Consider the following 19,686-nt stretch of genomic DNA (forward strand, 5'->3'; position numbering starts at 1 on the left):
TGCGATTAGAACTTTCTTTTCGTCAGAAGAAGAAATTACGGCTCCAATATTTCAATTCCATAAAGGTGCGATTAGAACTTATGCCCTCCAAAAGATTAAAGTTACTAACATGAATTTCAATTCCATAAAGGTGCGATTAGAACCCGTTAATCCTTAGGCATAGATGCTCGAAGAATCAATAGGTTTGTGGGTGCAAAGATACAAAAAATCTTCAGAAAAAATGTCGATGCCTAAAGATATTTTTTCTGCGGCCTTACGACAACCAGCCTATTTATGGAGGTTTCAATAAGTCAAAGAACACTTTTGGAGGTTTTTCCGAACCTAGAAACGGAAAAATAGAACCACATCGACAACTCTTTATAAGAAATTATCGGTAGACATTCTTTCTTTTCCAAGAATCTGTTTGTTCATATTATACCCCATTTTATTGGTGAAAACAATGACACTATCCTCGGATTCATCAATGATAGCTTTCATCTTCATTTGCAATTCCCGAAGTTTAGCTTCAGATAATTCTCCCTCCAAAACTGAGTTCTGAATCCAACACAAATATTGGCGGCAAAGTTTCAACATTTTGCCTACTCGCTTCTCACCAACATCATAAACTATAATCACATACATATCACCAATACATTTTAAAAGGTTTATATTCTTCTATTCCTAAAAGATCTTTTAGTAGCTTATAGCATTCCAACTTTATAAGATGCTTATAGCTTACATTACGTCCTAAAGAACGATGACGGAAAGTCTCATCATAACGCTCTTCCATAGCCTTTACAAAAATCTTCTTTCCCTTTTCGTTCAAAAGACATTTGTTGAGTTTCTTATCAAAATGACTGGTACTTAAAGCATGCTTATTGAGTACCTTGAAGATGACTCTATCCACGATAATAGGTTTGAAAATCTCGGATATATCCAGACATAACGAAAAACGCCTTTCTCCCGGAGTATGCAGAAAGCTTATCGTTGGATTCAACTGAGTTTGATGAATAGCTCGGAGAGTTTCAGTATAACACATCATGTTGCCAAAAGATATGAGAGCATTCACCTCATTCTCTGGCGGTTGCTTGGTTCTTGATCCCATGTTGAAATCATCGATAATGATATCGAATGCAGCATAATATGCCTGTCTGATATTTCCCTCAATTCCCATTATCTCATCTACAGCCTTTGCATCTGGCAAAGTATTACTCAATCTTTTAATAGTATCGATAATATCTTGCAGGTCTTTTCCTCTACGATTATAATAGTTGAGGTTCATAACCATATTCCAAGCTGCTCCCTGAATGAATTTTCGCGCCAATTCTACCCTTTTCTTCTTGTTTTGGTACGCAGATGTTTGTGCCAACAATGCCTTGCCAGAAAGAAGACTTTCCCTTGGCATGAAGCTTCCGGTATAGTTCTCATAATAGTCGAAGAAGTGGACAGGAATACCTTTCTGCCCCAGAAAGTTGAACAAAGCACTATTTGCCCGCAGACTTCCAAAAGCATACAGTTCCGCAACATCCTCAATAGGAATGTATCGAGGTTGCTGCTTAATCTCCGTATTGTCTTCGTTCACTACCACAGGCGTAAACTTCAAGGTGTTGTCTTTGCGTTCCATAATGCCGGGATTGAACAGATAGAAACTTCTTTTCATTTTTCTTCCTCCAATTCGTTTATATAACAAAAATCGAAATAACTACAATTCTTACAGATGCCTTTCTTGACTTTAGACGGGCAAACATCTTGAGAGATTATCTGAATGATGTCTTTAGATATAACCTGAATGTCATTTCTATCAACATCTGTCAAGATTACTTCTTTTGTCTTTCTCAAAAGAGGATATTCCAAGATGCCCTTAACGCCATCTATTCCATGTTGCTCGAAAACATACATGTAATATTTCAGTTGCCATTCATGAGCTTTATCCACCTTATTAGATTTCTTTATCTCATGGATGACCTTGTTCTTGGCATCATAGTAATCCACTTTGATACCATCAATCTCCACTTCCTCATACTTTGATGTACGTTGCGGATAACTTGATTCATGCACCATCTTTCCTTCATAGACCAAGTCTGACTCTTGTTCCATATTGATGCCATTGGCAAACAGCCATAGTTTGCGATGGCAAAGCTGGTAATAGTTGAAATGAGTGCCTGTTATGACCATAGAGAAAAACCAACAGGAGGCTCCAGGTAAAAACCAGGAGCCTCATCATTTACACTAAATCTGATTCTCGTAATCAAACACCATCATTCTATCAACCAACTCCTGCTTAGCCTTAGCCAAAGCATCTGCGCTTTCTGTCTCTGTCACGACATAACTTGCACAAGGAAGAGTTACAAATGTCTTGGCACCAGCATTTTCGTCAACGATAGGCTTTGCCTTTGGTTTAGATTCTCCATCCTCAACAAGCTTGGCACGAATAGCTGCTGCTAAAGTATTAGCATTATCACTAATAGCAATGGCTAAAGTCTCCATCAAACTGAATGTTCTTGCCTGATTGGATGTAATATGCCAATCAATCAGAGCATCGGCTATAGCTGGAATAATCTGCTCACGCTGCTCTTTCGGCATCAACAAGCATTCACCAAAAGAAGTAGTGATTACCTTCCATCCATCTTCTTTCAACTTATCTACCATATCTGATGTAATCTCTGGTTCCAACTGATTAGTTGAAACGCAGAACAAACGTCGTAAATCAATAGCTACATCATATACAAATAGACCTGTAGCACGACTATTGTCTGGAATCCATTTGCGATACAAACTTCTATCGTTACCCTCTAAAAAGTCACTAACCTGTTCATCTGTCAAACGATTTCCGTTTGCATCGCGCACAACAACTTTATGCACGTTTGGCTTATCTGAACGATCGTATGAAATATTCTCCTTAGAAACTGCAGCCAAAAGTGGATGCAAAGGGGTCATCGCAGAAATACTAAATGGACTTCTACGCTTTACAGCTTTCTCTTTTCCCCCCTTTGGAGTTCTCATCCAACCACCTAAAAGTTGGTCAACATAATGTGGATCACAAGACGAAAGGACCTCACCTTCTTTAAGTGCACCTTTCTTATCTACATCAAAAAAGAACTCGGTAGGAGAAGGTTGAACACCTAAAACATCGTTAAGTTGCTCCAGGATAGAACGCTTAACCTGTTGACCACTAGCAAATGGAACTCTTACGTTGAACTGTGGGTCATAATAAGATTTCTGACCATCCTCTACACAGAATACTGTGAACGCAGCATGCTTGAGACCTCGCAAATAAATAAAAGAATTCTCTTTCATAATCTTGTATTTTTAATTGTTATTATAATGTCTTATACTGGAAACGCAAAAGTGTTAAGAAGTATGGTACATTGTCTGTTGGCATACCATGAATCTCCTTCACGATTCCTTTAAACTCATCTATCTTACCAATGAATGAAACAACCTCTGCTGCAGCTGCTATGAACTGTTTCTTATTAGTTGCATTGAGCATTGTCTCAACCAAATTATTACGTTTGGTACTGATAGACTTATCTTTATCACTAGAGGCTTCGTTCAACAACTCAGCCAACTCTTGGGATTTCTCCCATAATTCATCATTATTCAACATAGCTAATATCCAAATTTTATATACGTTAAAATTAATTTGTTCGTCTTCATTTTTAGGAGTTTTCGGCTGTTTCGGCACTTTATCTCCTTTTGAACATACATAATCTCTAAGCCCTTTAGGCTCCATAGCTTTAATACCTATAGCCCCATAAGTACAAGCCGTTTTAAATCCAATTGCAGTTCCCCATAAAGACTCTGCATTTCTACCATTGCTCATCCCAAATATCTTTTCATAAAGATGAATTGGACGGCGTATTTGGTTCAAATTAAATGGTATAAAACCAATGGTAGTATTTGTCTGTCCTATGCTATAGATGTAGCCCAAAATTTGAGCATTTCTATATTTTTGAGAAATACCAATGAGAATCTTTGTCCATGTTTGGGTATCAATATTGATGATTCCATCCTTATTCGTATTGTAAGGACTATATCCCGCCAAAGGCATATCTGCATCATATTCTCTTGGATCATAATAATGGGACAGCCATTGACCATTCCAAGTATTAATCTGGTTTCCTTTCAGCATGGTTGTCTCATTAAGACTCGTACGATAGAGCTTCCAACCTTCAAAAATATCAAGTAAAATCTCTTTGTTGCTAAAAAGAATCGAAAAGCCTCCCTGCACTCCAATACCAAGAGCATCTCCAATCCACGATGTATAGATTTCTTCCTGAGAGTTTGGTAACTTCAAATCAGTCACTTGACCAGATGTTGTAGCTGTAACATCTAATGAAGCATAACCACGTGCAATGCTTGCATCAGCTTCACTTTCTTCGATTTTCTTAATCAATTTTTCGAAGCGGTTCTTTCTTTGTTCAGGAGTCTCAAAAGGCTTTTTCCCCTTTATCATATCATCCCAACTTAACTTTGGGTTTTCCAAAGGCGAATTACCAGCAGTCATCATATACTTGTTTTGATCAAAAAACAAGGGATAGAACTGCTCCAAAAAGAAAGTTCGGGCATCATAGCTGGTGCCATATTTTTCATTGTAAGCATCCAGGAATATCTTTCCAATATTTGATGTTATCATATTTTATAGTATTTCAAACGATTGATAATATTCTATTTTACACAAATCGGGTAACAATCCCTTTTCTTCATCATATCCTTTGTTCGGAATGACAAAAGGATGCGACCCCTTATTGAGCTGATCAAGATTTCTATGTGCAATGGAATGATAGCTTACAGGTATTTCCATTTCAATTCTTTCCAATCCATTGGCACATAAGTATCTGTCTTTATCTTCTTCTGTAATACAAACAGCAGAATTGATGTCAAGCGTTTCCAGTAGCGCTGATTTCGGATGATGACAAAGTGCCTTTAACACCCATTTTCCTTCCAAGAACACCACACCAGTAAAGTCTATATTCTGAAAGTCAATCTTTGGATATACCTTATCTATCATTTCCTGAACATGACATTCCTCCATGATGTCACCACTGTCTGGCAGGACCCTGAAAGTATCTTTCAGAACATCCAGACTATAAGGAAGAGCTTCTTTATCATCTTCAGATGGTGCTATGACATATATCGGCTTGTAGTGTCCAATGGTATCTCTTGTACGCTTGCGATTAATTCGTCCAAAACGCTGTGTAAGAGCATCAATTGGAGCACACTCAGTAATCATTATATCAAAGCTGATATCAAGACTGACCTCTACTACTTGAGTGGAAACTACAATGCATGGAACGTTTTCTAATTGATTGAAGTCTTCACGCAACTTTGTTTCCAATTTAGCCCTGTCGCTTCGTTTGTACCTGCTATGCACAAGCATCTTCTTCACATCCGGATATAATTTTTCAATAAACTCATATAGTTTCTGTGCTCTTTTTACTTGATTACATACTATGAGAACTTTAGAATTGCTTTCGATTGCTGAGGCTATCACATCATAAGATTCTTTTTTATCATCGAGCTTGTAGATTTGATGTCTGTTAAATGATTGAAGCGTCAGAGAATCCAACTTTACCTCATAAACTGCATCAGCTCCACCCAATAGTTGAAGTATCTTCTGATACAATACTGTCGGCATTGTTGCCGTACCAACATGTACCCTACACTCCAGTGCAACAAGAATTTCTATAATGCGTAGAACTATAGACTGCATAACATCAGAATAGGTGTGTATCTCATCGAGAATCACATCACAACCTTTTAAATCCATAGCCATGGCCTCATATCCTTTGATACCAAAAACAACAGAGGCCATCTGGTGTGGAGTAAGGACCTTCACTGATGCACCAACATGACGCTGCATGATACTTTCTTCTATCTTACCGTCTTTCACTTTCAGATTAGAGGCTGCATGTAGAAGATGAACTTGAGCATTAGTATTACTCAAATCATTCTTTATTCTATTATACATATATACATAGCATTAATTGATGCTTGAAAAGGCAGTGTATAGAAAACTCTTCCACGACAACGCCTCAACAAAAAATCAGTTTTTCCAGCTCCAGTTGGAGCCGTTACCAACGTATGCATTTTCTTACTATCCGAAGAAATCAATGATAAAGGATAGAGTTCACTTTGCCTATTGTAAAAAGACAGATCAGGTTTGATGAAGAGTTTATCAAGCGGCATTTCAAATGCAGTCTCCATAGCAGAAGCCATGTGATCTGCCGCCATCAACAACCCTCTCCATTCAGAACATCCCTGTTTTCTACCATCACAATAGTCTATGACATATTCGTAATTTTCTTTTGCCTCTTCCAAAGAAACCTCATGAGTTTCCAAGCCAAGGCTTTCAAGAATATCAATGGCTATATGACTCCATTCCGAGAATAACTTTGAATGTTCCTTGAAGCAATCTGATGTATCATCTAAATCTAAAATGCCCAAATCCCGAACATCTTTATACATAGATTTATGATGAGCTACAATCATATCTATCACAGCCTCTCTATGTTCCTGACATACCAACGACAGAAAGAACAAGGAAGCTATTTCATGGCGAAAAACAGAGCCAGGCTTCTTCTTGTTTGTGGAAATCAGCGATTGCTGGAACACTGGACTTACCTTTCCGATGTCATGCAATAAAGCTCCTTCTACCGCAATCTGTTCATCAAATCCTAAATGTTTAGCCATTACACGAGCGGTATCAGCAACATTCTTAAGATGCTGATACAAACAAACATATCCATTCTGCTCGCTTTTAGCTAATATTTCTTGATGAATATTCATATAGTTACATCGTTTAAAGTAAAGATTGACCATTATACTCTATCCAGCCAACCATTGGTTGATTATCGTTAAAACGATTATAGCCAACCAGGAAAGACTGCTCTGAATTTCCAAAGCGCAATTCAAAACCAGGTAATTGATTGAATTGGTCTTCTTCCATCACTCTGATTTCTGATTCTGGCAAGAGTATATCTTCATTTCTACATACACATACATGTTGCTTCGATGCAATAATAGCATCTTCTTCGTTTTCAAAAGCAATACATAAAACCGGATGCAAAAGAACAGAACGCTTCAATACAGAACGATTTCTAATGAAAGTTCTGTTTTTATACTCCCAACCTCTAGGCTGTGTCACTTCCTGTTGAGAATCCAGGGAATCATACTTCAATTTGTGCCTCAATATTTTATGGATTCCTGGAACGTTCAATAGTTCAGGAAACAGTTTTTTCTCTATGCCTTCTATTATTGAAGGTGTAAGAAACTGCTGACTGAATGTTTCTCCATCACGAACTGCGGTCCATGGTTTGATGAAACCAAACTGCCCTTTATATGTTACGACATACATAATCAAATCCTTTAATAATTAGTAAATTGCTCCAAATCCGATGCCCGTACAGTTGCCTACACCAACATTCCATATAAATTGTTTCGTCTCAGGCTTACCTTTGATGACAACCGGGCAAAGACTTGCCTTATTGCCAATACCATGATAACGAACCAACTTCAACTTCTTTTTGGTGTAAGAAAGATCAAAACAAATATCCAACGTTTCATCTTCTTCCAATCCTGCCTCTTTCATTTTCGACAAAAGAGTCTCCTTAAGATATTGGTTTGCCTGTTCATGATTGAAATTATACTGTTTAATGCTTCCATCATCCAACCTTCTTTTTATAAAAACCGGACTAGCACAATAATACAAATCCCGCTCTGAAAATTGAGGTTCAGCACCAATAGTTATGTCAGTTACAAACATACCACAAAACATCTCAGGATCTTCAAGAATTGTTCTGATGATAACCTTAATGATACTTTCATCATAAAAGCTAATAAACATCGTTGCACCCTGTGAAAACTGAAGTGCATTCTCCACTTTTCTTCCTCCATTTAACCAAGAGAAAGAATACAATGAAATCGTATCATGAATAGAATTGTTTCCAATCCATTTATGAATAGTACCAACCAGTTTCTGTTGATAATCAAAAGGAACTGGTGTAGTATTCGGTGAAGTTTTTAAAAGAATTCTCATATTAAAAAAATGTTCGTATTATAAATATATTTTTTGCTTATCATAAAATTTCTCTCAGATGGTTCCTTGCCTTATCAGCAATCTCTTTCGCCTCCTGATAGCACCCATCTATTTCTTCATAGGTGTATGCATTCCGAGCCTCAACGATGCTTTCGGTTGCAACCTCTTCGAACATATCGAAGACGATTTGTTCATTATTATTTTGCTTCATATCTAACACTATTAAGAATTAGTATTTCCTATTTTAAATATCATCAAATGCTGACATTTACACCGACATTCAACATTCACGAATCTACTATCGAGTTGACTCTCTTCTCCCTTCCTAATGTCTCGGGAAATGCATAGTGACCATTACCTATTTCTCGTGGATTAGGCTCTATATGCTCGGCATACCATGCCCGTTTATACTCGGTGGTGATGATGCCGTAATCTCTGGCGGCAATGATGGATGCAGCGAGAGATGCGCCATACAGTTCCTTGATGTCAATCATCTCCTCCAGCGTTATCTTCTCACGTTTCTTGGAACCCACCTCTTCGATAAGCGCCAATTTAGGAAGAAGGAAGAAACTGGCAAAGAGATCACAACGCTTCTCCAGCCTCAGCGGACTATCTTCCGGGAAGAGGAGAAGCAGATGAGCCAGTTCATGAACTGCCGTGAAGCGAAGTTTCTCTACACTGCTCTTTTCGGGATTGAAATCGAGAATCATCAACGGATGCTTCTTATCAGCCCAGGTGCTCATTCCGAAGACATAATCCGGGAGATTAGCAGCAAGTATCATGATACCTTTTCTTTCCAATAGTCTCAGGATACTGGCAATGGGTCCATCACCACAATGCCACTTCTCACGAAGAAGGTCGGCAGCATGGATGGCATCTTCAAGGATTGATACCTTGGTGCCTTTTACCGGATTCTTGAACCGGGTAGGAAAGCCTGCTTCTTTCTCCTTCGTAAGATACTGCTCTGCCCAAAACGAGAGTTTTGCTTCAAGGGCTTGCAACTCGTCTTCGGACAACTTGCCATTGGAGGTGGTACGGAGCATAGGCATATCTATCTTGAGATTGGTTCCTTCGAAATATTCCTCGCTGATATTGAGGGCTTTGGCTATGGCTTGCAGGGCATCACGCTTAGGGCGCATGATCCCTTTCTCATATCGGGAGATGCTCTGCTTGGTGATGGCTCCGTTGGTTCGTTCTACGAGTTTATCCATGCTGAGCCCCATCATCTGTCGCGCTTCCCGCAATCTTATAGAAAATGATTCATTAATCATAATTGTCAGCTCTTTAATTTGTTGACAAATATAAGAAAAAGAATTGCTTTTGTAACTAAGTGTTCATAAGATTTAACATAAAAAAGCAGGCAAATGATAAAATAACAAGAAGAATTTAGGCAAAATCAGGTTTACACATTATTATAATAGAAAACACCTTGACCATACAAAACATACAGTCAAGGTGTTATACATATATTCATTCTCTATCTTAGTTGCTATAAGCACTCTCACCATGCTCGTAGATGTCGAGACCTTCCTCCTCTACTCGCTTGTCAACACGTACACCTACACTCTTATCTACTACCTTGAAGATAATGTAGGTAACTACAACGCTGTAGATGATGCTTACCATGGTGGCTACAACCTGAACCCAAAGCTGATGCCAGTCGCCATAGAGGGCACCCTGTACACCTTCGGCTCCTGTTACATACTGAGTGGCGAAGACACCGGTGAGGATAGATCCCAGAATACCACCCATACCATGAACACCAAAGGCATCGAGAGCATCATCATACTTGAACTTCTCCTTTACTACAGCTACCATGAAGAAGCAGACGATGGTGGAAATGATACCGATGCAGAAAGCTCCGAAAATATCGGTACTGCCGGCTGCAGGAGTGATGGCTACCAGTCCGGCTACAGCACCGGTACAAGCACCTACTGTAGTTGGCTTCTTGTTCACAATCCAGTCGATGAGCATCCAGGTGGTGGCTGCCGCTGCTGTTGCGATATGGGTTACGAGGAAGGCATTGGCTGCCAGACCATCAGCTGCCAATCCGCTACCGGCATTGAAACCGAACCATCCCAACCAGAGGAACGACATTCCCATGAACACGAAGGTGATGTTGTGAGGTGTGATAGGATGACCTGCACGGTAATCATCTCGCTTGCCTACACAGAGTGCCATGACCAGTGCGGCTACACCGGCATTGATATGAACCACGGTACCACCTGCAAAGTCGATGGCTCCCATCTCCTGCAGGAAACCGCCACCCCATACCCAGTGGGCCATAGGAAGATAGGCGATGATAACCCAGAGGATGGTGAAAAGTACATATCCGCTGAACTTAACACGCTCGGCAAAAGCACCGAGAATCAAGGCTGGAGTAATCAGGGCGAACATGCACTGGAACATTGCAAAGGTGAGTTCCGGAATGCCTGTAGGCATGATGGCATCCAAGCCGATGCCGTGGAGAAAACATTTATCGAAACCACCGATGACGCAAGCCAGAGGATTGCCCGAATCGGCATATTCTGTAGAGAATGCCCAGGAATATCCGAAGGCTACCCATATCAGACTGACTACTGCCACGATGAAAACCGTCTGCATCAGGATGCTGAGGATATTCTTCTGGCGCACCAAACCACCATAAAAAAGTGCTATACCCGGGATTGACATCAAAAGCACCAAGATGGTTGCCATGATCATCCACGCTGTGTTACCCGTATCAAGTGTAGTTAATAATAAACTGCTCATACTTATATCTTATAGTTAAATTAGAATACTAAATAATATTTATTAAAGATAAGTAAGAATGCCTAATTCAACATTCAACACTTAACATTCAACATTTTAAATTATTCCTCTTTCTCAGCGTTATACAATGCAATGTCGCCACGTTCGCCGGTTCTGATTCTTACCGTATCGAGTACAGGAATCACGAAGATTCTGCCGTCTCCGACTTCACCGGTCTGTGCAGCGCCCTGGATGGCGGCGATGGTAGGCTCCACATTCTTATCACGAACCACGATGTTCAGGAGCACACGTTCGATGCTGCTGGTATCGTACATCACACCACGGTAAATGCGAGCCTGGCGCATTTTTCCCTCACCTCTTACATTATAATAAGAGAACCACTCGATGTCTGCTGCTAAAAGCGCCTTCTTGACATCCTCGAATCTAGACTTGCGGATAATTGCCTCAATCTTCTTCATAATCCTTTAATAATTAATAATGTGTTAATACTTCTATTGATTGTCTCTTTTCGAAAACGGACCTTCATTAGTTGCTATTTAAATCAAGCCTTTCTTTTACATTATGTTCGTTTTCGGCTGCAAAATTAATACATTTTGTCAGCATTTTAAAGAAAATAAAAACATTTCGTTTCTGTTTTTTGTCGAATATTTTAAATTTATCGAGGCTTATCACATTCTCCTTACAATTTGTAAGGCAGAAAGTATTTTTATAACACAAATTGTAAGATTGCGAAAAATAATCAAGATTTCTGTATTTATTTTCTTGCATATTTCAACAAATCGTCGTACCTTTGCAACCGAAATCAAACAAATAGTCATCGAAATATTCGAAAGACTAGCAAAAAGTCAAATCTCAAAAGAGATAAGACATGAGAGATAAAAGAAGAGTATTCAAACATAAAGAACAACGCAGATGAAAGAAACAGTTCATTTTACAAAGATGCAGGGAGCGGGTAACGATTATATATATGTAGATACCCAGATGTACGACATCCCTGACCCAGAGAAGGCGGCCATTGCCTGGAGTGCTTATCACACGGGCATAGGAAGCGACGGACTGGTTCTCATCGGAAAGCCGCAAGACAGCAGAAGAGCAGATTATTCGATGCGTATCTTCAACGCCGATGGTTCAGAAGCGATGATGTGCGGCAATGCAAGCCGATGCATCGGTAAGTATCTTTACGAAAAAGGATTGACCCGAAAGGACACCATCCGACTGGAAACACTTTCGGGTATCAAGATATTGAAACTTCATCTTCAGGATAATAAAGAAGTTGTGGAATCGGTAACAGTAGACATGCTGGAACCCCAACTTGAAAATCCCGAGCAATTCTTAGGCCCTTCGGTGCTCGAAGCTGACGGCAGAAAATTTGAAGGCACCTATGTTTGCATGGGTAATCCGCATTTCGTTACCTTCGTGGATGACATCGACACCATCGACATCGCCCACTATGGTAAAATCCTGGAAAGAGACAAGGCATTTCCCCAGAGATGCAACATAGAATTTGCACAAGTAACTGACACAGACGCCATAAGGACACGAGTTTGGGAAAGGGGAAGCGGAATAACAATGGCTTGCGGAACAGGAGCCTGTGCCACAGCCGTAGCCGCAGCCCTTACCAACCGTACCGGCAGGAAAAGCAGTATCGTGATGGATGGCGGAACGCTGGAAATAGAATACAGTGAGGCTGATGACCATGTTTACATGACGGGACCTGCAGCATTCGCCTTTGAAGGAGAAATTGAATTATAAATAAGAGCAAACTTAAATAACAAATGGTCGATAATGACCACAAATAAAAGGAGAAACAAAATATGGCATTAGTTAATGAACATTTCCTGAAGTTGGCCAACAACTACTTGTTTGCCGACATCGCAAAGAAGGTGAACGCCTACAAGATTGCACATCCAAAGCAGCGTGTAATCAGTCTGGGCATCGGTGACGTAACCCAGCCTCTCTGCCCTGCCGTCATCAAGGCGATGCACAAGGCTGTAGACGAGATGGCTGAGCAGGCTTCTTTCAGAGGCTACGGTCCGGAGCGAGGCTACGACTTCCTCCGAGAGGCTATCATCAAGAACGACTTTCTGCCACGTGGCATTCATCTCGACGCCAACGAGGTATTCGTAAACGATGGAGCCAAGAGCGATACGGGAAATATCCAGGAGATTTTGAGATGGGATAACAACATCGGCGTTACCGACCCGATTTATCCGGTTTATATAGACTCTAACGTGATGATAGGTAGAGCGGGAATCTTCGAGAACGGCAAGTGGAGCAATGTAACCTACATGCCTTGCGATGAGAGCGACGACTTCATCCCTCAGATTCCAGACCACCGTGTGGACATGATTTATCTCTGTTATCCAAACAACCCTACGGGTACGGTCATCTCGAAAGAGGAACTCAGAAAATGGGTAAACTATGCTATCAAGAACGAGAGCATCATCCTCTATGATGCAGCCTACGAGGCATATATCACCGACCCATCAATTCCTCATTCTATCTACGAGATTCGTGGAGCCAGAAAGGTAGCGATAGAATTCCACAGTTATTCGAAGACTGCCGGATTCACCGGTGTGCGTTGTGGTTACACCATCGTTCCTAAGGAGTTGAAAGCAAAGACATTGGCAGGTGAGGAAGTGGCATTGAATCCTATCTGGGACCGCCGCCAGTGCACCAAGTTTAATGGTACAAGCTATATCAGCCAGCGTGCTGCCGAAGCCATCTACACCCCAGAGGGTAAGGAACAGGTAAAGGCAACCATCAACTACTATATGGAGAATGCCCACTTCATGAGAGCAGAACTCCAGAAACTCGGTTTGAGAGTATATGGCGGCGAGAATGCACCTTATCTCTGGGTGAAGACGCCAAACAACACGCCAAGCTGGAAATTCTTCGAAGAGATGCTTTATGGTGCCAGCGTAGTCTGCACTCCAGGTATCGGCTTCGGTCCATCGGGCGAAGGCTACATCCGACTCACCGCCTTCGGCGAGCATGAGGACTGCAAGGAAGCCATGGAGAGAATAGCCAAATGGCTGGGAAAATAAACATTCCAACAGAATATAAAAACATTGAAAATCAGAAATTTTAAAATATATAAGGTATGAGCAACTTAAGATTTGAAGCTGTTTCAGAGGCTTCCAAGAGAAAGCCTGTTGAGGTAACCGCTCCTAGCGAGCGACCAAGTGAATTCTTCGGAAAGAAGGTATTCAACCGACAGAAGATGTACAAGTATCTCCCTGCAGATGTCTATGAGAAACTGGTAGACGTCATTGACAACGGAGCACGTCTCGACCGTAACATCGCCAACGCCGTAGCCAAAGGCATCAAGCAGTGGGCTGACGAGAATGGCGTAACCCACTACACCCACTGGTTCCAGCCATTGACAGAAGGTACTGCCGAGAAGCACGATGCCTTCATCGAGCATGATGGCAAGGGTGGTATGATCGAGGAATTTTCAGGCAAGTTGCTCGTTCAGCAGGAACCTGATGCTTCTTCTTTCCCATCTGGCGGTATCCGCTCTACCTTCGAGGCTCGCGGTTATTCTGCATGGGATCCAACATCTCCTGTATTCATCATCGACGATACACTCTGTATCCCTACCGTCTTCATCTCTTATACAGGTGAGGCTCTCGACTATAAAGCTCCATTGCTCCGTTCATTGCACGCTGTAAACGTAGCAGCAACAGAGGTTTGCCACTACTTCAACCCAGATGTCAAGAAAGTTATTTCCAATCTCGGTTGGGAGCAGGAGTACTTCCTGGTAGATGAAAGCCTGTATGCTGCACGTCCTGACCTGATGTTGACAGGTCGCACCCTGATGGGTCACGATTCGGCAAAGAACCAGCAGATGGACGACCACTACTTCGGAGCCATTCCAGAGCGTGTTCAGGCATTCATGAAGGATTTGGAAATCCAGGCTCTTGAACTCGGTATTCCTTGCAAGACCCGTCACAACGAGGTAGCACCAAACCAGTTTGAGTTGGCACCTATCTTCGAGGAGACCAACCTTGCCGTTGACCACAACATGCTCCTGATGAGCTTGATGAAGAAGGTAGCTCGCCATCACGGTTTCCGCGTACTTCTCCATGAGAAGCCATTCGCAGGCATCAACGGTTCCGGTAAGCACAACAACTGGAGTCTCGCTACAGATACAGGCATTCTGCTTCATGGTCCTGGCAAGATACCAGAGGATAACCTCCGTTTCGTAGTCTTCATCACAGAAACTTTGATGGGTGTATACAAGCACAACGGTTTGCTCAAGGCTTCTATCATGAGCGCTACCAATGCGCATCGTCTGGGCGCCAACGAAGCACCTCCAGCAATCATCTCTTCATTCCTCGGCAAGCAGTTGACCGACCTTCTCGAGCACATTGAGAAAGCCGACAAGAAGGATCTCTTCACCGTGGCTGGCAAGCAGGGCATGAAGCTGGATATCCCAGAGATTCCTGAGTTGATGATTGATAACACCGACCGTAACCGTACATCACCATTCGCCTTCACCGGCAACCGTTTCGAGTTCCGTGCCGTAGGTTCTGAGGCTAACTGTGCATCTGCAATGATTGTATTGAACACCGCCGTAGCCGAGGCTTTGACCGACTTCAAGAAGCGTGTGGATGAGTTGATTGCCAAGGGTGAGGATAAGACATCTGCCATCATCGATATCGTTCGTCAGGATTTGAAGACCTGCAAGCCTATCCGTTTCGACGGCAATGGTTACTCAGATGAGTGGGTAGAGGAAGCTGCCAAGCGTGGTTTGGACTGCGAGAAGAGCTGTCCAAAGATCTTTGAGCGTTATCTCGACCCTGCATCTATCAAGATGTTCGAGGATATGGGTGTCATGAAGAAGAACGAGTTGGAAGCCCGCAACGAGGTGAAATGGGAGACCTACACCAAGAAGATTCAGATTGAGGCTCGTGTGATGGGCGACTTGAGCATGAACCACATCATCCCAGTAGCTACTCACTATCAGAGTCAGTTGGCCAAGAATGTGGAGAACATGATTGATATCTTCGGTGACGAGGAAGGCAAGAAGTTGACTGCCCGCAACATCAATATCATCAAGAAGATTGCCGAGCGCACTCAGATTATCGAGACCGGTGTCGAGGAGTTGGTTAATGCCCGCAAGGTAGCCAACAAGATTGAGAATGAGCACGATAAGGCGATAGCTTATCATGACACGGTAGCTCCAAAGATGGAGGAGATCCGTTATCAGATTGATAAGTTGGAGTTGACTGTAGCCGATGAGCTCTGGACATTGCCTAAGTATCGTGAACTCCTGTTCATCCGCTAATCAGCAATGTCTTCCAACATAAGACATATTTCTGACAGATAAAAAAACAAAGCTCTAACAAGAGCTACTCTTCATCAGATATAACAATTGAACGATCAATCTATTTCTTTTATTGGTTGTTTAAGTTTGCGCGGAGTGTGGTTGTGAAATCACGCTCCGCTTTTTTGTATATCTAAACCAGGCTACCTAGAATGCAATAATCGTTGCAGAATAAATATTTGCATTTATGCTTGGCTAATTCAGATTTTCTTCGTACCTTAGCAGCGCAAAACGTAAAGTGCGTAAGAATATGGCAAAAATAGTTAATAAATATCCTGTAGGAATTCAGACCTTTGAAGATATCCGCGAGAAAGGTTATCTCTATATAGATAAGACCAAATACATCGTGGATTTTAGAGAAAAAGGGATGAAATATGTTTTTCTGAGTCGCCCAAGACGATTCGGCAAATCGCTCTTTGCCTCTACCCTCCAAGCCTATTTCGAGGGAAGAAAGGAACTTTTCGAAGGATTAACCATTGCAGATTATGAAAAGGATTGGGTGAAGCATCCTGTATTTCATTTCGACTTGAGCGGTGCCAAGCACATGAGCATAGAGCAACTGGAAAGATACCTGGCTGATATGCTTGAAGAGCAGGAGACCATCTGGGGCTACAAGACTCATCAGGTGGATGCAAACCTCCGCCTAAAAGACCTAGTGAAGAAAGCTTACGAGAAGACGGGCGAAAAGGCGGTTGTCATCATTGATGAATATGATGCCCCTTTGCTGGACGTAGTGCATGAAAAAGAGAACCTGCAGCCGCTTCGTCGCATCATGCAGAACTTCTACAGTCCTCTGAAGATGCTCGACCCATATCTGGAGTTCACTTTCATCACGGGTATCACCAAGTTCTCGCAGCTCAGCATTTTCAGCGAACTCAACAACCTCGACAATATCAGTCTGTTCGACCAGTATTCAGCCATCTGCGGCATCAGCAAGACAGAACTTACCACGCAGATGAAACCGGACATTGAAGCTATGGGTGAAGCACTGAATATGACGTATGAGGAGTGCCTGAAAGAGCTGACGCAATTCTATGATGGTTATCATTTCAGTGAGAAATCAGAAGATATCTTTAATCCTTTCAGTCTGGTAAAGGCACTGAATGCAGGAAAGATTGCTCCTTACTGGTTTGGTTCCGGCACGCCGTCCTTCCTCTTGAAACTCTTGGATAAGTATCATGTCAATCTTTCTACATTGGAAAGTCAGGAGGCGGTATTGAGTTCCTTCGACCAATCTACAGAAGAAATGACAGATGCCTTGCCATTGCTTTACCAGAGTGGCTATCTGACCATCAAGAAATATGAGCCGATGTTTCAGGAATATACGCTAGGCATCCCAAACAAGGAGGTACGCGACGGACTGCTCAATTCATTGATTCCCCATTATGTGAATCCTCGCCGTTCTGACAACAATGCCTTCCTTTTGGGGTTCTGCAAGGCGGTTTACCGGAATGATATCGAGGCGGCACTGGAACACATGCGCACCTATATGGCTACGATACCATACGATCTGGAGAATCACAGCGAGAAGCATTATCAGACTATCTTCTATCTGATGTTCAGTTTCCTCAACATCTATATCCGTACGGAAGTGAAGAGCGCCATTGGCAGGGCTGATGCTGTAATGCACATGCCAGATACGATATACGTCTTCGAACTGAAGGTAGATAAGAGTGCAGAAGAAGCTTTGGCTCAGATAGACGAAAAAGGCTACATGTTGCCTTATCATTCCGAAGGTAAGCGACTGGTTAAAATCGGTATCAGCTTCGACAGTACCCAGAGAACTATCAGAGATTGGAAAATCAAGGAAGAATAAACATAGAATAAACAAGTACTTTCAATCTTAAGTTACCGAATGGTGAACAGCGGGGTGAACACTTGTCCAAAGTATTCACCTTTTCGGCTTCGGGGTGAACCCTAGTAAAAAGAACTTTGTATATACAGCGCATGCTAGAAATATAAGAGTCTAGATTATAATGGGTTATGGGGTATATTTAACACATTATTAACGCTAAAGGTTGGCATCGGGGTTCACCCTTCACCGACTTCATTGCCAAGTGTTCACCCTCACTCTTATTTAGAGAACGTTGCGAACAACAGCAAGCCCCAGCAGAATACCGCCCCCGACCTGCCCTTCTAGGGGTGGGTAGGGTAAGTCTGGCGTAAACAAGATAGTTACGATAGCTAAGTATCATGGTTACGATGGCTAAGTATCATGGTTACGATGGCTAAGTATCATACTTATGGAGCATAACCCTATCAGTGATAATCGGTGAGTATCGGTGAGCAACAATGAGCATCGGTGAGTTGGGAAAGAGAAATGTTGTATCTTTGCATTGTGATTCAGAAAGAGTCTCTCACAGATTTGCACAGATACTCTCGTTGCAAGCAACGGTCTTATACACATCAAGTCTCACAGTAAAGAAAATCTGTGAAAATCTGTGTTATCTGTGGGAAAATTAAACATTCAACATTAATCATTAATAAAAATGAAAAAGGAAACAATTCAGAAAATAATCAATTTCGTCATCACCGTCCTCACTGCCGTCCTCAGCTCCTTCTGTGTGCAGAGCTGCAAGTGATAGCGTTTGAACACGAATCGAACGAATCAATCTGTTCAATGGCCATTTTCGTGTCATTCCTGCCGACACTCGCACTCCAGCCCAGAAGAAATCTCTGGAAGACCTCCTCTACAGTCTCGTCCTCGACTATCCCGATGCCGAGATCCTAGGTCATCGTGACCTCCCCTGGGTTCGCAAGAGCTGTCTTTGCTTCGATGTCAAGGAATGGCTGAAGGAAATCGACTTCCATCTCTAGATAATGCTCCTCATCAGAAAACAGATGGGGAGTTTTTTAAAACCTACCTTCAATACATTTTTCCAAGGTAAAAACAGCCAATTTTATACATTTTTCCAACCCATTTTCAGGCCATTTCTTACACTTTTCCAACTTTTTGATGATATAATTAATCAGAAAAGCCTCTCTGCAAGAGTATGCAGAAAGGCTCAACATTTTATAGGAACATTACAATACTTCTAATTCATTTCTCTTCATAATGAGGGGATAACGTTCTGGATGTTTCAAACTATCAATTTCCAAATCCACATCAAGTTTGGGCCATTCTATAGCATTTTTACCACTCATTCTTACCTCAAGGGCATCAGAGATGCATGCATGTTTCATCCAAGGTATCCTATTATAAGATATAAAATAATCATTACCTTTTACAGAAAGCATAATGCCCTTATCATTAATCATCAAGACGCTTACCTGTGTGTCTTGCGAATTTGATTTTAAAATCGTCTCCATTTTCTTTAAGTATTTTTTCGATGAAACTTAATTCTTTACTACTAAAGCCAAAATTTTCTGTTAACTCAATATCTGGTTCCAACCAGTACTTAGCCTCATTTTCCGCTTTTACGACATGAATATGCATTCGTAATTCCTCATTGGAGTAAATCTTAAACACAAAACCATTTATTTCTTTAAACTTTGGACTCATAATTATCTTTCTTTTAAGATATTCTCACTTCCGTCAGCAAAGATAAACAAATAATCTGATAGTACAACCATTTGTTAAGATATT

General features: G+C 41.6%; 20 protein-coding genes and 1 CRISPR repeat array (1 of these 21 cut by a window edge). Of the genes, 5 read left to right on the plus strand and 15 right to left on the minus strand.

Annotated features, from left to right (window positions below; genetic code table 11):
• Nucleotides 1-143: a CRISPR direct-repeat array (repeat unit 30 nt; unit sequence ATTTCAATTCCATAAAGGTGCGATTAGAAC) (it extends 5,026 nt beyond the left edge of the window).
• Nucleotides 144-357: 214 nt separating this feature from the next.
• From cas2 to ONT19_RS09385, 13 genes are all read right to left on the minus strand, one after another.
• On the minus strand, nucleotides 358-621 hold the full coding sequence (gene cas2 / locus ONT19_RS09330; RefSeq protein ID WP_118255157.1) for a CRISPR-associated endonuclease Cas2: 264 nt from the start codon (nucleotides 619-621) through the stop codon (nucleotides 358-360).
• A gap of 1 nt (nucleotide 622) precedes the next feature.
• The gene (cas1b, locus tag ONT19_RS09335) at nucleotides 623-1,639 is read right to left on the minus strand and encodes a type I-B CRISPR-associated endonuclease Cas1b (RefSeq protein WP_118066807.1); all 1,017 of its coding nucleotides are present in this window, start codon (nucleotides 1,637-1,639) and stop codon (nucleotides 623-625) included.
• Nucleotides 1,636-2,154 (minus strand): CRISPR-associated protein Cas4, encoded by a 519-nt coding sequence (gene cas4 / locus ONT19_RS09340; RefSeq protein ID WP_264952635.1) that lies wholly within the window; start codon nucleotides 2,152-2,154, stop codon nucleotides 1,636-1,638. Before cas4 ends, cas1b begins: the two co-directional genes overlap by 4 nt.
• Nucleotides 2,155-2,208: 54 nt before the next feature.
• Nucleotides 2,209-3,276 carry a CRISPR-associated protein Cas7 gene (locus tag ONT19_RS09345; protein WP_264952634.1) on the minus strand — a complete coding sequence of 356 codons (1,068 nt, stop codon included), beginning with the start codon at nucleotides 3,274-3,276 and terminating at the stop codon, nucleotides 2,209-2,211.
• A gap of 22 nt (nucleotides 3,277-3,298) precedes the next feature.
• Nucleotides 3,299-4,615, minus strand: coding sequence for a hypothetical protein (locus ONT19_RS09350; protein ID WP_264952633.1), 1,317 nt, complete (start codon nucleotides 4,613-4,615; stop codon nucleotides 3,299-3,301).
• Between the two features lie 3 nt (nucleotides 4,616-4,618).
• Complete coding sequence (gene cas3, locus ONT19_RS16325) at nucleotides 4,619-5,950, minus strand: CRISPR-associated helicase Cas3' (RefSeq protein WP_367400002.1); 1,332 nt, start codon at nucleotides 5,948-5,950, stop codon at nucleotides 4,619-4,621.
• Nucleotides 5,935-6,768, minus strand: a complete 834-nt coding sequence (locus ONT19_RS16330) for a CRISPR-associated endonuclease Cas3'' (protein WP_367400003.1) — start codon at nucleotides 6,766-6,768, stop codon at nucleotides 5,935-5,937. Before ONT19_RS16330 ends, cas3 begins: the two co-directional genes overlap by 16 nt.
• Before the next feature lie 13 nt (nucleotides 6,769-6,781).
• Nucleotides 6,782-7,336, minus strand: a complete 555-nt coding sequence (locus tag ONT19_RS09360) for a hypothetical protein (protein ID WP_264952631.1) — start codon at nucleotides 7,334-7,336, stop codon at nucleotides 6,782-6,784.
• A gap of 18 nt (nucleotides 7,337-7,354) precedes the next feature.
• A complete protein-coding gene (gene cas6 / locus ONT19_RS09365; RefSeq protein ID WP_264952630.1) occupies nucleotides 7,355-8,017 on the minus strand; it encodes a CRISPR-associated endoribonuclease Cas6 in 663 nt (220 codons plus the stop codon).
• 40 nt (nucleotides 8,018-8,057) lie between these two features.
• Nucleotides 8,058-8,228, minus strand: coding sequence for a hypothetical protein (locus ONT19_RS09370; RefSeq protein ID WP_264952629.1), 171 nt, complete (start codon nucleotides 8,226-8,228; stop codon nucleotides 8,058-8,060).
• A gap of 76 nt (nucleotides 8,229-8,304) precedes the next feature.
• The gene (locus ONT19_RS09375; protein ID WP_264952628.1) at nucleotides 8,305-9,288 is read right to left on the minus strand and encodes a helix-turn-helix domain-containing protein; all 984 of its coding nucleotides are present in this window, start codon (nucleotides 9,286-9,288) and stop codon (nucleotides 8,305-8,307) included.
• 211 nt (nucleotides 9,289-9,499) lie between these two features.
• Complete coding sequence (locus tag ONT19_RS09380) at nucleotides 9,500-10,768, minus strand: ammonium transporter (RefSeq protein ID WP_264952626.1); 1,269 nt, start codon at nucleotides 10,766-10,768, stop codon at nucleotides 9,500-9,502.
• A gap of 101 nt (nucleotides 10,769-10,869) precedes the next feature.
• Nucleotides 10,870-11,226, minus strand: a complete 357-nt coding sequence (locus tag ONT19_RS09385) for a P-II family nitrogen regulator (protein WP_006849503.1) — start codon at nucleotides 11,224-11,226, stop codon at nucleotides 10,870-10,872.
• 454 nt (nucleotides 11,227-11,680) lie between these two features.
• On the opposite strand from ONT19_RS09385, the gene dapF reads away from it, so the two are divergent.
• From dapF to ONT19_RS09410, 5 genes are all read left to right on the plus strand, one after another.
• Entirely contained in the window at nucleotides 11,681-12,520 is an 840-nt protein-coding gene (dapF, locus tag ONT19_RS09390) for a diaminopimelate epimerase (RefSeq protein WP_264952625.1), read from the plus strand.
• Nucleotides 12,521-12,582: 62 nt separating this feature from the next.
• A complete protein-coding gene (locus tag ONT19_RS09395) occupies nucleotides 12,583-13,815 on the plus strand; it encodes an LL-diaminopimelate aminotransferase (RefSeq protein ID WP_264952624.1) in 1,233 nt (410 codons plus the stop codon).
• 56 nt (nucleotides 13,816-13,871) lie between these two features.
• A complete protein-coding gene (locus tag ONT19_RS09400) occupies nucleotides 13,872-16,061 on the plus strand; it encodes a glutamine synthetase III family protein (RefSeq protein WP_264952623.1) in 2,190 nt (729 codons plus the stop codon).
• Between the two features lie 289 nt (nucleotides 16,062-16,350).
• On the plus strand, nucleotides 16,351-17,916 hold the full coding sequence (locus ONT19_RS09405; RefSeq protein ID WP_264952622.1) for an ATP-binding protein: 1,566 nt from the start codon (nucleotides 16,351-16,353) through the stop codon (nucleotides 17,914-17,916).
• 673 nt (nucleotides 17,917-18,589) lie between these two features.
• Entirely contained in the window at nucleotides 18,590-18,682 is a 93-nt protein-coding gene (locus ONT19_RS09410; protein ID WP_153082120.1) for a smalltalk protein, read from the plus strand.
• Nucleotides 18,683-19,124: 442 nt separating this feature from the next.
• On the opposite strand, the gene ONT19_RS09415 is transcribed toward ONT19_RS09410, so the two are convergent.
• Together ONT19_RS09415 and ONT19_RS09420 are read right to left on the minus strand one after the other, a co-directional pair.
• Nucleotides 19,125-19,409: a DUF2442 domain-containing protein gene (locus ONT19_RS09415; RefSeq protein WP_228113194.1), complete on the minus strand. Its 285-nt coding sequence runs from the start codon at nucleotides 19,407-19,409 to the stop codon at nucleotides 19,125-19,127.
• Entirely contained in the window at nucleotides 19,351-19,602 is a 252-nt protein-coding gene (locus ONT19_RS09420) for a DUF4160 domain-containing protein (RefSeq protein ID WP_264952621.1), read from the minus strand. The genes ONT19_RS09415 and ONT19_RS09420 overlap by 59 nt, the downstream gene beginning before the upstream one ends.
• Nucleotides 19,603-19,686: the final 84 nt, after the last annotated feature.

Source organism: Segatella copri (assembly GCF_026015625.1).
Lineage (GTDB): Bacteria > Bacteroidota > Bacteroidia > Bacteroidales > Bacteroidaceae > Prevotella > Prevotella copri_H.

Bases quoted from the DNA above. Each gene is read 5' to 3' on its own strand.
- cas6 (WP_264952630.1), bottom strand. From the start codon at position 8,017: ATGAGAATTCTTTTAAAAACTTCACCGAATACTACACCAGTTCCTTTT.
- ONT19_RS09385 (WP_006849503.1), bottom strand. From the start codon at position 11,226: ATGAAGAAGATTGAGGCAATTATCCGCAAGTCTAGATTCGAGGATGTC.
- cas2 (WP_118255157.1), bottom strand. From the start codon at position 621: ATGTATGTGATTATAGTTTATGATGTTGGTGAGAAGCGAGTAGGCAAA.
- ONT19_RS09375 (WP_264952628.1), bottom strand. From the start codon at position 9,288: ATGATTAATGAATCATTTTCTATAAGATTGCGGGAAGCGCGACAGATG.
- ONT19_RS09350 (WP_264952633.1), bottom strand. From the start codon at position 4,615: ATGATAACATCAAATATTGGAAAGATATTCCTGGATGCTTACAATGAA.
- ONT19_RS09405 (WP_264952622.1), top strand. From the start codon at position 16,351: ATGGCAAAAATAGTTAATAAATATCCTGTAGGAATTCAGACCTTTGAA.
- ONT19_RS09400 (WP_264952623.1), top strand. From the start codon at position 13,872: ATGAGCAACTTAAGATTTGAAGCTGTTTCAGAGGCTTCCAAGAGAAAG.
- ONT19_RS09370 (WP_264952629.1), bottom strand. From the start codon at position 8,228: ATGAAGCAAAATAATAATGAACAAATCGTCTTCGATATGTTCGAAGAG.
- ONT19_RS09420 (WP_264952621.1), bottom strand. From the start codon at position 19,602: ATGAGTCCAAAGTTTAAAGAAATAAATGGTTTTGTGTTTAAGATTTAC.
- ONT19_RS09410 (WP_153082120.1), top strand. From the start codon at position 18,590: ATGAAAAAGGAAACAATTCAGAAAATAATCAATTTCGTCATCACCGTC.
- ONT19_RS09395 (WP_264952624.1), top strand. From the start codon at position 12,583: ATGGCATTAGTTAATGAACATTTCCTGAAGTTGGCCAACAACTACTTG.
- ONT19_RS09345 (WP_264952634.1), bottom strand. From the start codon at position 3,276: ATGAAAGAGAATTCTTTTATTTATTTGCGAGGTCTCAAGCATGCTGCG.
- ONT19_RS16330 (WP_367400003.1), bottom strand. From the start codon at position 6,768: ATGAATATTCATCAAGAAATATTAGCTAAAAGCGAGCAGAATGGATAT.
- cas1b (WP_118066807.1), bottom strand. From the start codon at position 1,639: ATGAAAAGAAGTTTCTATCTGTTCAATCCCGGCATTATGGAACGCAAA.
- cas4 (WP_264952635.1), bottom strand. From the start codon at position 2,154: ATGGTCATAACAGGCACTCATTTCAACTATTACCAGCTTTGCCATCGC.
- ONT19_RS09380 (WP_264952626.1), bottom strand. From the start codon at position 10,768: ATGAGCAGTTTATTATTAACTACACTTGATACGGGTAACACAGCGTGG.
- ONT19_RS09360 (WP_264952631.1), bottom strand. From the start codon at position 7,336: ATGTATGTCGTAACATATAAAGGGCAGTTTGGTTTCATCAAACCATGG.
- cas3 (WP_367400002.1), bottom strand. From the start codon at position 5,950: ATGTATAATAGAATAAAGAATGATTTGAGTAATACTAATGCTCAAGTT.
- dapF (WP_264952625.1), top strand. From the start codon at position 11,681: ATGAAAGAAACAGTTCATTTTACAAAGATGCAGGGAGCGGGTAACGAT.
- ONT19_RS09415 (WP_228113194.1), bottom strand. From the start codon at position 19,409: ATGGAGACGATTTTAAAATCAAATTCGCAAGACACACAGGTAAGCGTC.